This window comes from Amycolatopsis sp. NPDC041971 (assembly GCF_055588925.1).
Genome location: NZ_JBVJCE010000030.1, coordinates 44,289 through 57,779, shown reverse-complemented (window position 1 = coordinate 57,779; position 13,491 = coordinate 44,289). Strand labels below are relative to the sequence as shown.

General features: G+C 69.1%; 11 protein-coding genes. 6 read left to right on the top strand and 5 right to left on the bottom strand.

Going from position 1 to position 13,491, the window contains the following annotated elements:
- Positions 1 to 110: 110 nt before the first annotated feature.
- The 4 genes from ACZ6DT_RS38815 to ACZ6DT_RS38800 all read right to left on the bottom strand — a co-directional run bounded on the left by ACZ6DT_RS38815 (position 111) and on the right by ACZ6DT_RS38800 (position 5,790).
- Positions 111 to 1,928, bottom strand: a complete 1,818-nt coding sequence (locus ACZ6DT_RS38815) for a hypothetical protein (protein WP_465604624.1) — start codon at positions 1,926 to 1,928, stop codon at positions 111 to 113.
- 114 nt (positions 1,929 to 2,042) lie between these two features.
- Positions 2,043 to 4,016, bottom strand: a complete 1,974-nt coding sequence (locus tag ACZ6DT_RS38810; protein WP_465604621.1) for an SDR family oxidoreductase — start codon at positions 4,014 to 4,016, stop codon at positions 2,043 to 2,045.
- A gap of 58 nt (positions 4,017 to 4,074) precedes the next feature.
- Positions 4,075 to 4,293, bottom strand: coding sequence for a hypothetical protein (locus ACZ6DT_RS38805; RefSeq protein ID WP_039922712.1), 219 nt, complete (start codon positions 4,291 to 4,293; stop codon positions 4,075 to 4,077).
- 240 nt (positions 4,294 to 4,533) lie between these two features.
- Positions 4,534 to 5,790, bottom strand: a complete 1,257-nt coding sequence (locus ACZ6DT_RS38800) for a Bcr/CflA family multidrug efflux MFS transporter (protein ID WP_465604619.1) — start codon at positions 5,788 to 5,790, stop codon at positions 4,534 to 4,536.
- Positions 5,791 to 6,020: 230 nt separating this feature from the next.
- Between ACZ6DT_RS38800 and ACZ6DT_RS38795 the strand changes: the two genes are divergently transcribed.
- From ACZ6DT_RS38795 to ACZ6DT_RS38770, 6 genes are read left to right on the top strand one after another with little or no spacing between them, the layout of a single operon-like run.
- Positions 6,021 to 6,881 (top strand): fumarylacetoacetate hydrolase family protein, encoded by an 861-nt coding sequence (locus ACZ6DT_RS38795; protein WP_465604617.1) that lies wholly within the window; start codon positions 6,021 to 6,023, stop codon positions 6,879 to 6,881.
- Positions 6,881 to 8,182 carry an enolase C-terminal domain-like protein gene (locus ACZ6DT_RS38790; RefSeq protein WP_465604614.1) on the top strand — a complete coding sequence of 434 codons (1,302 nt, stop codon included), beginning with the start codon at positions 6,881 to 6,883 and terminating at the stop codon, positions 8,180 to 8,182. The genes ACZ6DT_RS38795 and ACZ6DT_RS38790 overlap by 1 nt, the downstream gene beginning before the upstream one ends.
- Positions 8,179 to 8,940 (top strand): SDR family NAD(P)-dependent oxidoreductase, encoded by a 762-nt coding sequence (locus ACZ6DT_RS38785; RefSeq protein WP_465604611.1) that lies wholly within the window; start codon positions 8,179 to 8,181, stop codon positions 8,938 to 8,940. The genes ACZ6DT_RS38790 and ACZ6DT_RS38785 overlap by 4 nt, the downstream gene beginning before the upstream one ends.
- A 29-nt stretch (positions 8,941 to 8,969) precedes the next feature.
- Positions 8,970 to 10,013, top strand: a complete 1,044-nt coding sequence (locus ACZ6DT_RS38780) for a sugar ABC transporter substrate-binding protein (RefSeq protein ID WP_465604608.1) — start codon at positions 8,970 to 8,972, stop codon at positions 10,011 to 10,013.
- The gene (locus ACZ6DT_RS38775; RefSeq protein ID WP_465604605.1) at positions 10,010 to 11,569 is read left to right on the top strand and encodes a sugar ABC transporter ATP-binding protein; all 1,560 of its coding nucleotides are present in this window, start codon (positions 10,010 to 10,012) and stop codon (positions 11,567 to 11,569) included. Before ACZ6DT_RS38780 ends, ACZ6DT_RS38775 begins: the two co-directional genes overlap by 4 nt.
- Positions 11,566 to 12,570, top strand: a complete 1,005-nt coding sequence (locus tag ACZ6DT_RS38770) for an ABC transporter permease (protein ID WP_465604602.1) — start codon at positions 11,566 to 11,568, stop codon at positions 12,568 to 12,570. The genes ACZ6DT_RS38775 and ACZ6DT_RS38770 overlap by 4 nt, the downstream gene beginning before the upstream one ends.
- Positions 12,571 to 12,769: 199 nt before the next feature.
- Here the strand turns inward: ACZ6DT_RS38770 and ACZ6DT_RS38765 are convergent, their stop codons facing one another.
- Positions 12,770 to 13,480 (bottom strand): FadR/GntR family transcriptional regulator, encoded by a 711-nt coding sequence (locus ACZ6DT_RS38765; protein WP_125792631.1) that lies wholly within the window; start codon positions 13,478 to 13,480, stop codon positions 12,770 to 12,772.
- Positions 13,481 to 13,491 lie beyond the last annotated feature (11 nt).

Sequence of the window (13,491 nt, the reverse complement as noted above, 5' to 3'; positions counted from 1 at the left end):
CTTGTTTTCTGTCCTCCCGGGGGATGCGGTTGTAAACGCCCCCCCCTTTTTTTGTCTTGGGGGTGGGGGCTTGCACCGGGAAAGGACCCCCGGGAGAGGGAAAAACCGCGTCAGGGGCGCGGCGCCCACTTGCCGATGAAGCTGCCGCAGGTGACAGTCTGCCCGGTGAGCCGCGACCGCAGCGCGTTCTCCAGCCCCAGGTAGTCGAAAATCGGCGCGTCGCCCGCAACCTCGGCGGGCACCGGACCGCCCTTGGCCAGGGCCGGCATGCTCACGGTCTGGAACAGCACCAGGTAGTCGCCTTCGCGGTTGAGCTCGTCGGCCCTCGCGAGCATGCGTTGCGGGGCGTCGGCGACGATCTCCAGCGGCAGCGGCCATTCCAACGGGAACGGGTTGCGCAGGCCGAAGGCGGGATAGGCGAACGGGTTGTCGGGCAGGACCGCCGTGCGCCCCGCGGGGTAGCGCGTGACGCAGCCCTGGATCTGCGAGATGTAGGTGAAAGTGCCCGGATTCGTCCGGATGCCGCGCATCGACGGCGTCACCGTGCCGAGGTCACCGGTCAGTTTCTCGCGCGACATGTCGAGGTACGCGGCTTCGTCGTGGTGCACGACCACGGCCCAGCCCGACGCCAGCAGCGCGACCAGGCCCATCGCCGTGGCGCCCGCCAAAGCGATCCGGCGAGGCGGATCCGGCAGCGGGGGCAGCGCGTCCGACAGCTCCAGGATCGCCGTCAGCGCCAGTGTTCCGGTGAACAGCGTCGGCGTGTCGTTCCCCCAGGACAGGCTGGTCATGAAGCCGGTCGCGAAGACGAGCGCGCCCATGCGCGGGAACTGACGTTTCGCCACCCAGTTCACCAGCAGCGCGACACCGAGGATCCACCAGAGGACGTCCGCCCAGCGCGAAGCGCCGGTGAAGTGTCCATCCACGACGGTGCCGACCACCACCGCCACCCCCGCCAGGAGCAGCAGCCGCGCGAGGATCGCCCCGGCGAATCCGGCGCGCTCGCGGAAGATCCCGAGCAGGGCCACAAGCACCCCGGCGATCGCGAAGAAGGTCAGGCCCCGCACCGGCGGACGCAGCAGGGTTTCGGGATTTTCCAGCCACAGACCGAGAAGCCGTTCGCCGTACGCGGGCAGGCCGCCGGTGAGCTGCTCGGCCATCGCGCCGAGCCCGCCGTCGAACGTGACGATTCCGATGTAGAAGACCGGAAGACCGCCCAACGCCAGCAGATCCCAGGCCAGCCGCCCCCACCAGTGGCGGGTGCGGAACGCGCCTTCCCGCAGCGACGGGTGCAGCAGCAGCCAGCACAACGCGATCAGCGGCACCGGCGCGAAACTCTGTTTGACGAACACCGCGGCGCCCAGCAGCACCAGGCCGAGCCACCGGGGCCAGGCTTTGCCGTTGCGCAGCCCCGAATCCAGCGCCCAGGCACCGCAGGCGGTCAGGAAGATCCCGTCGATCGTGTGCCACGCCATCAGCGGGAAGGCGTTGAGGTTCAGCAGCGACGCGGCCGCCGTCAGCCCGGTGAGCCCCGGCCCCCAGTCGCGGACGCGACGGCGGGTGACCAGCGCGGCGAACGCGATGGTCGCCAGGATGATCTCCAGCATGCTGAGCACGCTGGAGACGAAGAACAGCGGGCCCGGCAGCACGAAGTCGACGATGTGCAGGTACGCCGAACCCAGCGGCCGTGCGGAGATGATGTCGGAGTGCGGGACTTCGCCGTGCAACACGCGCCATGCCTGGGCGAGGATGAAACCCTGGTCCGACGGGTGGAAACCGAAGCGCCCCACCCGGAGTTCGGTGGCGACGGCGAGCGCGAGCGCCCAAGCCACGTGCAGGGAAAGCCGCAGCACTGTCCTGGACGGACGTACCGCTGACATCCCTGTGGCGTCCGGTCCGGTCGTCAGCGGGGGACTGGCGACGTCCACACTGCCCCTTCCCTGCTCGTCCTGCCTCGGCCCGAGTCCGCCGACCCCCCGGCGTATCGGAAACCGATGGTAGCGGCCGGGCGCGCGCCCCGATCGAGCCCGGCGGCGAGGACGTCAGGGACGGCGGCGCCAGACCAGCCTGGTGACCGCGCCCGCCACCGAGGCGAGCGGAGCCTTCCGGGGCAGGCCACGGGTTTCCGGGGCGGACTCGGGCATCGCGCGGTAGACGAGGTGGGCGAAGAACCGCGTCGTCCTGGGTGCGACGAGCGTCACCAGTTCGGCGGCCGTGCCTTCGGGCAGGTTCAGGATCTCGGGCCGTTTCTCCAGTGCCTTCACCACGAGCGCGGCGGCGCGTTCGGGAGAGCTCGACGGCATGCCGCGGTAGGACCCGGTCGGCGCGATCATGTCGGTGCGCACCAGCGGCATCCGGACCGAGGTGAAGGTGACGCCGTCGGAAAGCGTCTCCCGTCCGGCGGTCAGTCCGAACTCCTCCAACGCGGCCTTCGAGGCCAGGTAAGCGGAAAACCGCGGGGTGTCGGTCTGGAGTCCTTGGGTGGTCACGTTGACGACGTGGCCGAACCCGCGCGCGGTCATCGACGGCAGCAGGCCCAGCGTCAGCCGCACGGGACCGAAGTAGTTGATCGCCATCGTGCGCTCGAAGTCGTGGAACCGTTCGGTGGACAGTGAAAGCGAGCGCCGGATGGAGCGGCCCGCGTTGTTGACCAGCATGTCGACGGCGCCGTGCGCGGCGAGCACGTCCTTGACCAGCGCGTCGACCGCGCCGCCGTCGGTGAGATCGCACGGATACGCCGAGGCCTTCCCGCCCGCCGCGACGATCTGCTCGCGAACCTCTTCGAGTTCGTCCGCGCGCCTGGCCACGAGGATCACTTCGCCACCCTTCGCGGCGACGGCCAGCGCGGACGCGCGCCCGATGCCCGATGAGGCGCCGGTGATCAGGACCTTGCGGCCGTCGAGCGGATCCGGCCCCGGACGGCGGCGGCCGCGATCGGGGTCCAGGTGCTCGAGCCAGTACCGGTAAAGCGGACCGGCGTACTCCTTCAACGGGGGCAAGGTGATCCCGCTGCCCTCGAGGGCGGCCGTGGTCGCGCTCGTGTCGAAGTCGACCTCCATGCTCAGATGGGGCAGGACTTCGAGCGGGATCCCGAGTTCGGTCAGGACCGCCGCGCGGGCCGACCGTCCGCCGGGTACGCGGTCGAGACCGGCCGCCGCGGATTTCGCCAGCCGGGTTCCGGCGCGCTTCAGCACTCCGGACGGCCGAGGGGGAAGGACGGCGGAAATCTTCGGCGCTCCCGCGGCCCGCGCGAAAGCGTTGTAGACCTCGTGCAGTGGCTGCGGCCGGGGCGACGCGAGGTGATACGTACTGCCGCTGGGCGCGTCGACGTGCATGAGGTGCTCCATCGCTTCGACGACGTAGTCGACCGGCACGATGTTCGTGGCACCGAGATCCGGGGCGGCCAGCGGGAGACGGCGGGGCAGCGCGGCGAGCCGGGAGATCGCGGGGAGGAAGTAGTACGGGCCGTCGATCTTGTCCATCTCGCCGGTGCGCGAATCACCGGCCACGGCGGACGGCCGGTACACCCGGTACGGCGTTTTCCCGTGCCGTCGCACGAGTTTCTCCGCCTCGAACTTCGTCGCGTGGTACGGCGAGGTGAAACTCTGGCCGAGGTCGAAGTCGGCTTCGGTGAAGCGCCCGGCGTACTTTCCGGCGACCGCGATCGACGAGACGTGATGGAAGAGCCCGGCTTTAGCGGCGGCGGCGAACTCCAGGACGTTGCGGGTGCCGTCGACGTTGGCCGCGCGGTTCGCCGCTTCGTCCGCGGTGAGGTCGTAGATCGCGCCCAGATGCACCACGTGGTCGAGGGGACCCACTTTCGCCGGGTCGATGCCCAGCGTGGGTTCGGTCAGATCGCCGGTGACGGGAACGAGCTTCTCGTGGCTCGGGAGCTTCCCGCGTGAGGTCTCCCGCACGAGAACATGGACGGCTACGGTCTCAGGTCGCCGTAGTAGGCGCGCGACCAGGCGTTTGCCCAGAAAACCCGTCGCGCCCGTCACGAAGTAGGTGGTCATGGCCGGCTCCTTCCGAACGGGGCCGACTCTACCTACTCAGAAGTAGGAACGGTAGTTGTCATTCACTGTGGTCCGGATGTTCCGCCACCGCGACCACGGCGTCGCGGAGTGCGGCGCGCAAGCGCCCCACGTCCAGCGGCCCGAGTACGGCGGCCTCGCCGGGCGGCGCCACGAGCACGATCTTGTCGCTGCTCACGAACACCGTCACGTCCCTGCGCCTGCCCGCGAGATCCCGGCAGCCGACCGACCATTCGTCCCGGGGTGCCAACGTCCTCATCCTCCCGTATCCCATGATCTCCCTTTCTCGTCCGAGGCTGGGACGGGGCGGTTTCGGGCCCGTGACGCGGGTTACCCGACATTCCTACTGATGGGTTAACCGATCCTTCATTCCGTGCTCGAACTCTGTGTGATCGGCTCCCGGCCGCGATCGTTGCCGGTGCCCGGCGGATGTCATGAAAGGGTCGTTCAGGACGGAAGATGTCCTGAACGACCCTTTCATGACACTTGGGTCAGCGGGTCAGGCCTCCTGCGGAACAGCGAGAGGCGCCAAGGGCCGCGAAGGCCGCGTCATGGTCCCGAAGGCCAGCAGGGCGAGCACGCCGAAGGCCGCCATCGTGATCCCCATCGGGACGGCGGCGCCCGCGCCGCCCAGTCCGACCAGCGGCGTCGCCAGCCCGCCGACGACGAACTGCAGCACGCCCAGCAGCGCCGACGCCGAACCGGCGGATCGCGCCTGTTCGGCCAGTGCCAGCGAACTCGAGTTCGGCGCCACCATGCCGATGCTCGACACCAGGATGAACAGCGGGATCAGCAGGCCGATCAGCCCGAGGTCCAGCACGGCCGCGGCCAGTACGCCGAAGCCGGCGACCGCCGCGATGACGAGCCCGACGGTCAGCAGGGTCCGTTCCGGGAAGCGGCCGACGATGCGCCCGTTCAGCTGGCCGACGGCCACGATGCCGATGCCGTTGAGCCCGAACACCAGGCTGTACGCCTGCGGGCTCAGGCCGTAGACGCCTTGCAGGGCGAAGGACGAACCGGAGATGTAGGCGAACAGGCTGCCGAACATCAGGCCGGAAGCCAGCGCGTAACCGAGGAAGCTGCGGTCCCGGAGCAGGCTGGCGTAATTCCGCATCACCGAGCCGAACCGCGCGGGAGTGCGGCGTTCCTCGGGCAGGGGTTCCGGGAGCAGGAAGAAGACGACGGCGAGCAGGATCGCGCCGAAGACGGTCAGGCAGACGAACACGCCGCGCCACGAGGTCCAGTTCAGGATCTGGCCGCCGATGATCGGCGCCAGGATCGGGGCGAGCCCGTTGACCAGCATGAGCAGCGAGAAGAACTTCGTCATCGCGGTGCCGGAGTAGAGGTCGCGCACGGTCGCCCTGGCGATCACGATGCCCGCCGCCGCGCCGAAGGCCTGGACACCGCGGGCGGCGATGAGCAGATCGGCGGTCGGGGCGAAAGCGCACAGGATCGAGCCGACCAGGTAGAGGGCGAGCCCGGCCACGAGCGGTTTGCGGCGGCCGATCGCGTCGGACAGCGGGCCGAGGACCAGCTGGCCGAGGGCGAGCCCGATGATGAACGCGCTCAGCGTGAGCTGGACGGTCGCGTCCGCCGCGCGCAGTTCCCCCGCCATCTGCGGCAGCGCGGGCAGGTACATGTCGATGGACAGGGGCCCGAAGGCGGACAGGCCGCCGAGAATCAGGACGAACCGGGCGCGTCCGGTCGTGCTCGGTCGCGCGACGGACTCTTCCACTCGCTCGGGCGCGATGGTCATGCTCTTCCTCTCCCCAGTGACGGTTCCGCGGACGACAACTTGCTTAGAATAGGTAACTATTCCCGCTGTGACTCACGGCACTCCGGGTTGTCGCAACTGATCCGATCAATTTTCGGCACAGATCCAGGCGACCCCTAGATCTTCTCGGAGGTCGTCGGGTATACATCGGATGTCTGTTCGTTGCTGTTGGAGCCGTTGATTGTCGACGGTTCGGCCGGAAGGGAAAATCCGTGCAGCTGTTGCGTCTCGGCGAGCCGGGAAGTGAGCGTCCGTTCGTACGTGCTGGGGACGGCACGCTGCGCGACCTCTCGAAGCTGACCGCCGACATCGATGGCGGCTTCTTCGCGAGCGACGGCGTCGCCAGGGTCGCGGCCGGGCTGGCCACCGGTGAGCTGCCCGAAGCCGGTCCCGAAGCCGCACGGGCCAGGGTGGGCGCGCCGATCGCGCGGCCGGGCAAGGTCGTCTGCGTCGGTCTCAACTACCGGCGGCACGCCGAGGAGTCCGGCGTTGCCGTCCCGGCCGAGCCGGTCGTCTTCATGAAGGCCTCCGACGTCGTCGTCGGCCCGGAGGACGACGTGCTCGTGCCGCGCGGTTCGACCAAGACCGACTGGGAGGTCGAGCTCGGCGTCATCATCGGCAAGACCGCGCGCTACCTCGAAAGCGTCGAAGAAGCCCTCGAGTACGTCGCCGGCTACACCGTCTCGAACGATGTTTCCGAACGCGAGTTCCAGCTCGAACGCGGCGGCCAGTGGGACAAGGGCAAGTCGTGCGAGAACTTCAACCCACTCGGCCCGTGGCTGGTCACCGCCGACGAGGTGCCGGACCCGCAGGCCCTCGGCCTCCGGCTGTGGGTCAACGGCGAGAAGAAGCAGGACTCCTCGACGAAGGACATGATCTTCACGGTCGCCGAGATCGTGCACTACCTGAGCCGGTTCATGGTGCTGCGCCCCGGTGACCTCATCAACACCGGTACCCCGCAGGGCGTCGCCCTCGGTCAGCCGGACCCCAAGCCGTACCTGCGCGAAGGGGACGTCCTCGAGCTCGAGATCGACGGCCTCGGCCGCCAGCGCCAGACCGTCAGGCAGGCGTGATGGCGAAGATCGTGGGCATGGAGGTGCTCGACGTCCGCTTCCCCACCTCGCGGGAGCTGGACGGTTCGGACGCCATGAACCCGGACCCGGACTACTCGGCCGCGTACGTCGTGCTGCACACCGACGGCGGCCCTGACGGTTACGGGCTCGCTTTCACGATCGGACGCGGCAACGACGTCCAGGCCGCGGCGATCCGGGCGCTCGAATCGCACGTCGTCGGCAGGGACGTGCCCACCGACGCAGCCGCGCTCGGTGACCTGTCCCGCGCCTTGATCGGCGACTCGCAACTGCGGTGGCTCGGCCCGGAAAAGGGCGTCGCGCACATGGCGATCGGCGCGGTGGTCAACGCGGCCTGGGACCTCGCCGCGCGCATCGCCGGGCTCCCGGTCTGGCGTTTCGCCGCCGAGATGTCGCCGGAGGACCTCGTCTCCCTCGTCGACTTCCGCTACCTGTCCGACGCGCTGACCGAGCAGGAAGCGCTGGACATCCTTCGCGCCGCCGAACCCGGCCGCGCGGAGCGGATCGCCCGGATCGAGCGTGACGGGTACCGCGCGTACAGCACTTCCCCCGGCTGGCTCGGCTACTCGGACGCGAAACTCGTCCGGCTCGCCGAGCAGGCGGTCGCGGACGGTTTCGCGATGATCAAACTGAAGGTCGGCGGCAATCTCGAGGACGACGTCCGCCGGATGAAACTCGCCCGTGAGACCGTCGGCCCCGACATCCACGTCGCCGTCGACGCGAACCAGCGCTGGGACGTTTCGACCGCGATCACCTGGATGACCGCGCTGGCGCCGTACGACCCGTACTGGATCGAGGAACCGACCTCGCCGGACGACGTGCTCGGGCACGCCGCGATCGCCAAGGCGCTCGCCCCGATCCGGGTGGCCACCGGCGAGCACGTCCAGAACCGCGTGGTGTTCAAGCAATTGCTGCAGGCGGACGCGATCTCGGTGCTGCAGCTGGACGCCGCCAGGGTCGGCGGGCTCAACGAGAACCTCGCGATCCTGTTGCTGGCGGCCAAATTCGGTATCCCGGTGTGTCCGCACGCCGGCGGGGTGGGGCTGTGCGAACTCGTGCGGCACCTGTCGATGTTCGACTTCGTGGCCGTGTCCGCTTCCGACGTGGACCGGTCCATCGAATGGGTCGACCACCTCCACGAGCACTTCACCGATCCGGCCGCCGTGGTCGACGGCCGCTACGTCGCGCCGTCCGCGCCGGGCTTCTCGGCACGGATGCACGACGCCACCCTGCGCAGGTTCACCTTCCCCGACGGTCCGGAATGGACGGAGACAAGCAAGTGAGTGAGTTCGAAGGCCTCGTCGCGGCCGTCACCGGAGGTGCGTCGGGAATCGGCCGGGCCACCGCGGATCTGCTCGCCGCACGCGGGGCGCAGGTCGCGGTCCTCGACCTGAATCCCGGTGACCTTCCCGGAGGCCTGACCGGATTCCGGTGCGACGTCGGTTCCGACGACGAGGTCCGGTCCGCGATCGACGCCGTCGCCGAGCGCTTCGGCGGGCTCGACGTCCTGGTCAACAACGCGGGGATCGGCGCGCAGGGTGACGTCACCGCCAACAGCGACGACGAATGGCACCGCGTCCTCGACATCAACGTCGTCGGCATGGTGCGGCCGGCGCGGGCGGCGTTGCCGCATCTGAAGAAGTCGCCGTCGGCCGCGATCGTCAACACCTGTTCGATCGCCGCGTGGGCGGGCCTGTCCAACCGCGCGCTGTACTCGGCCAGCAAAGGCGCGGTACTTTCACTGACCCTGGCGATGGCGACCGACCACCTCGCCGACGGGATCCGGGTCAACTGCGTCTGTCCCGGCACCGTCGACACCCCATGGGTCGGCAGGCTGCTCGACGCCGCGGGCGACCCGGAGGCCGAACGGGCCGCGCTGGCCGCCCGCCAGCCGATGGGCAGGCTGGTGACCGCGGACGAGGTCGCGAACGCGGTCGTGTACCTCGCCGGCCCGCTGGCGGCTTCGACCACGGGAACGGCGCTCGCCGTCGACGGAGGGATGTACGGGCTGCGTCCGCGCGGTCCGGTCCAGCAGCAGTAGGGACTTTCGCTGTCATCAAGGAGGATGCGGTGCGTACGAGGGTGATCAAGGTGGCCGCCGCGGCGACCGCGCTCGGGCTGGCCCTGTCGGCCTGCGGGTCCACGAAGGACAACGCGCCGAAGCCGGGGTCCGGCGGAGCGCAGGGCGGCAAGGTCGGCGCCACGATCCCGTTGCTGACCTCGCCGTTCTGGCAGGCCTACAACAACTACGTACCGCAGAAGGCGAAGGAGCAGGGCGTCGACGCGTTGCCACCGGTCAACGCGGACAGCGATCCGGCGAAACAGATCACCGACATCAACACCCTGCTCAACCAGGGCGTCAAGGGGCTGGTCGTGACGCCGCTCGACTCCGCCGCCGTCGTCGCGGGGCTCAAGGCGGCGGAGAACAAGGGCGTCCCGGTGGTGGCGGTCGACGTCGCGCCGGAGAGCGGCAAGGTCGCGATGGTGGTGCGCGCGGATAACAAGGCGTACGGCACCAAGGCCTGTGAGGCGATCGGCGCGAAGGTCAAGTCGGGCAAGGTCGTGCAGGTCATGGGCGATCTGGCTTCGGTCAACGGCCGCGACCGCTCCGAGTCGTTCCGGCAGTGTGTGGAGACCAAGTACCCGGAGGTCCAGGTGCTGGAGATCGCCGCCGAATGGAAGGCGGACAAGGCTTCGTCCGGTTTGGACAGTCTGCTGACCGCCAACCCGGACATCAAGGCGGTGTACATGCAGGCGGGCGGCGTCTACCTGGCGCCGACGCAGCAGGCGCTCAAGCGCAAGAACCTCTACTTCCCGGTCGGCGACCCGAAGCATGTCGTGCTGGTCAGCAACGACGGCATCCCGCAGGAACTCGCCGCGATCCGAGCGGGCGAACTCGACGCGACCGTCTCCCAGCCCGCCGACGACTACGCCAAGTACGGCATGTACTGGATCAAGAGGGCGATGGCGGGGGAGACCTTCCGGGCCGGGCCGACCGACCACGGCAGCACCGTCGTCGAAATCCGGCCGGGGATACTGGAAGACCAGCTCCCCGCGCCCGTCGTCACCAGGGACAACGTGGACGACAAGGCCCTCTGGGGGAACAACCTGTGAGCGCGCTGCCCGCCGGATCCGCCGCCGTGCCGGTGGTCAGCGCACAGGGCGTCGGCAAACGCTACGGCCCGACCGTGGCGCTGTCCGATGTCAGTCTCACCGTGCATCCAGGCGAGTCGCACGCGCTCGTCGGCCGCAACGGTGCCGGGAAGTCGACGCTCGTCTCCATCCTCACCGGACTGTCCAAAACGGACACCGGTCACGTCGAGTTCGGCGGCGTCCCGGCGCCGCCCCTGTCCAAGCAGCATGACTGGAAACGCGCGGTCGCCTGCGTCTACCAGCACGCGATGGTCGTCCCGCAGCTGACCGTCGCGGAGAACCTGTTCCTGAACCGCCAGTCCGAGGTACTTGTTCCCACCGAGGGCTCGGCAAAACAGTCGCGCAAGGGTTTCGCGATCGGCTGGCAGCTTCTGCGGCGCCAGGCGCGGGAATTGCTCGACTCGTGGGACGTCCACGTCGACGTCGACACCCCGGCCGGGGAGCTTTCGGTCGAGGACCGGCAGTTCGTCGAAATCGCGCGGGCGTTGTCCTACGGTGCCCGGTTCATCGTCCTCGACGAGCCGACGGCGCAGCTGGACAGCCAGGCGATCGAACGGCTCTTCGCGCGGATGCGCCAGATGCAGGACAGCGGGGTGACGTTCCTGTTCATCTCGCACCACCTCCACGAGGTGTACGAGGTGTGCCAGGCGGTCACCGTGCTGCGCGACGCCGAGCACATCCTGACCGCGCCGGTTTCGGAGGTCGGCCGTGCCGAGCTGATCGAGGCGATGACCGGCGAGCAGGGCGGGCTTTCCGTCCGCGACGCCTCGACCCGGGAGGCGCTGGCGCCGGACGCCGACGAGGTGCTGACCGTCGACGGGCTTTCGGGTGACGGGTTCGGCGACGTGACCTTCCGGATCCACCGCGGTGAGGTGGTCGGCCTCGCGGGCAGCAACGCCAGCGGCAAGCACCAGGTCGCCGAAACCGTGTACGGACTGCGTTCTCCGGCCTCCGGCACGATCAGGGTGAACGGGAAACCGTTGAAGCCGGGCGACATCCCGGCCGCGATCCGCGCCGGGATCGGCTGTGTGCCGAGGGATCGGCACCACGAAGGACTGGTGCTCGAACACTCGATCATGGACAACACCACACTGTCCATTTTGGATCGGCTCGGCAAGGGCGGCCTCGCGCCACCGGGCGTGCGGTACTCGAAGGCGTCGAAGGCGCTGATGGACTACGACATCGTCGCGGCCGACGCGGAGCAGCCGGTGTCCGACCTTTCCGGTGGCAACCAGCAGAAGGTCGTCCTGGCTCGCGCGCTGGCCGGGGATCCGCGCCTGGTCGTGCTGATCAACCCGACCGCGGGCGTGGACGTGAAGTCGAAGGAGGCGCTGCTCGCGGTCGTCGACCGGGTGCGAGCGGAGGGCAAGGCGGTGCTGATCGTCAGCGACGAGCTGGACGATCTTCGTCTGAGCGACCGGGTGCTGGTGCTGCGCGCCGGGGCCGTGGTCGCCGAACACGGGGCGGGCTGGTCGGACGGCGACCTGGTGGCCGACATCGAAGGAGTCGAGCCTTGACAACAGACCCGAGAACGTCCTTCGCGGCTCCGCCGAAGCGCCGGAAGTTCCGCTGGCTGCGCGAACTCGCCCTGGTGCCGGCGCTGGTCGTGGTCCTGGTCATCGGAGGACTGATCAGTGACACGTTCCTGACCTTCGGCAGCATCGTCGGGATCCTGTCCGCCTCGGCGGCGCTGTCGATGGTGGTGCTGGGCGAATCGCTCGTGCTGCTGACCGGGAAGTTCGACCTGTCGCTGGAATCCACCATGGGCATGGCGCCCGCGCTGGGCGCGATGCTGGTCATCCCGGTGGCGTCTTCGGGTTTCGGCACGGAGATCCCCGGCTTCGCGGGCATCCTCGCCGTGCTGGTGGCCGGTGCCGCGGTCGGCTTCGTGAACGGTTTCCTGATCGTCAAGCTGAAGCTGAACGCCTTCATCGTCACGCTGGCGATGCTCACGGTGCTGCGCGGCACGCAGATCGGCTCCACCGAAGGGAAGACGCTGTTCGACCGGCTGGACGTGTTCACCGCGCTGGCCACGACGACGTTCCTCGGGCTGCCGATGTCGGTGTGGCTGGCCGCGGCGCTGTTCACCGTGTTCGGGCTGGGGCTGCGGTATCACCGGATCGGCCGGTCGCTGTACGCCATCGGCGGCAACCGGGAAGCCGCGCGAGCCGCCGGTCTCCGCGTCGATCGGATTTCGTGGGGTGTCTTCGTCGTGGCCGGGGTACTGGCCGCGCTCGGCGGACTCGCGTACACCGGCTACGTCGGCGCGCTCGGCGCCGATCAGGGTGACGGACTGATCCTTCAGGTGTTCGCCGCCGCGGTGATCGGCGGTGTCTCACTGGACGGTGGGAAGGGCACTCTGGTCGGGGCGCTCACCGGCGTGCTGCTCCTGCAGACGGTCACCAACCTGCTGCAGGTCGCGCAGGTGCCGCCGGAATGGCTGAAGGCGATCTACGGCGTGATCATCCTGGTCGCGTTGATCATCTCCCGCTATGCCGGCGGGAAGGCCCAGACGTGATGTCTGTCGCGCGCTGACGAAGACGCGCCGAAGGGGCGCCGTTGGCATTCAACGGCATGGTGAGTGAGCAGGCGCCCCTTCATCGCGTTTCCGGGGGCCTTCGGCCCAAAAGAGGCGCCCGACGGTGAAGTCTCCGTCGGGCGCAGAGCGCCTTGGAAGACCTGTGGTCACTTCGGTGGCCGGTTAGGAGAGTGCGGTGTCAGGAAGCTTCGGCGGCCGTGGTGGGGTCGTCGGCGGTGCCGAGGGCGTTGCGGAGCCACTGCTCCACTCCCGCCACGTGCACGGTCGCCCACGAACGCGCGAGTTCGGGTTCGCGGGCGGCGATGGCCTCGTAGATCGCCGTGTGCTGCTCGCGGGTCTTCGCGACCGCGCCCTCCTGGGTGAGCCCGCGCCAGATGCGGGCGCGCGCGGTGGGGCCGGACAGGCTGTCCAGCAGCGAGCACAGCACGGGATTGCCGGAGCCGTCGGCGATCTTGCGGTGGAACTGCAGATCGTTCGCGACCAGTGCCTCCACCGTCGGCGAGTCGGCCAGCTCGTCGAGCAGGCGGCCTAGTTCCGCGATGTCCTCGTCGTTCATGTGCATCGCGGCCATCGCCGTCGCCGCCGGTTCGAGGATCCGGCGGACGGCGAGGAAGTCCAGCACGGTGTCGTCCCGGTGGAAGTCCACCACGAACGTCATCGCGTCGAGGAGGAGATTCGGTTCGAGGCTGGTGACGTACGTTCCGTCGCCCTGGCGGACGTCGAGCACGCGGATCAAGCACAGCGCCTTCACCGCTTCGCGCAGCGAGCTGCGGGACAGGCCGAGCCGCTGGGCCAGTTCGGCCTCCTTCGGCAGCCTGTCGCCCGGAGCAAGCTCACCGGAGATGATCATGTCCTTGATCTTGTCGATCGCGACATCGGTGACCGGCACGTTCCACCGCC

Excerpts from the sequence above, each read along its gene's own strand:
- ACZ6DT_RS38805 (WP_039922712.1), bottom strand. The coding sequence starts at position 4,293 with ATGAGGACGTTGGCACCCCGGGACGAATGGTCGGTCGGCTGCCGGGAT.
- ACZ6DT_RS38790 (WP_465604614.1), top strand. The coding sequence starts at position 6,881 with ATGGCGAAGATCGTGGGCATGGAGGTGCTCGACGTCCGCTTCCCCACC.
- ACZ6DT_RS38810 (WP_465604621.1), bottom strand. The coding sequence starts at position 4,016 with ATGACCACCTACTTCGTGACGGGCGCGACGGGTTTTCTGGGCAAACGC.
- ACZ6DT_RS38800 (WP_465604619.1), bottom strand. The coding sequence starts at position 5,790 with ATGACCATCGCGCCCGAGCGAGTGGAAGAGTCCGTCGCGCGACCGAGC.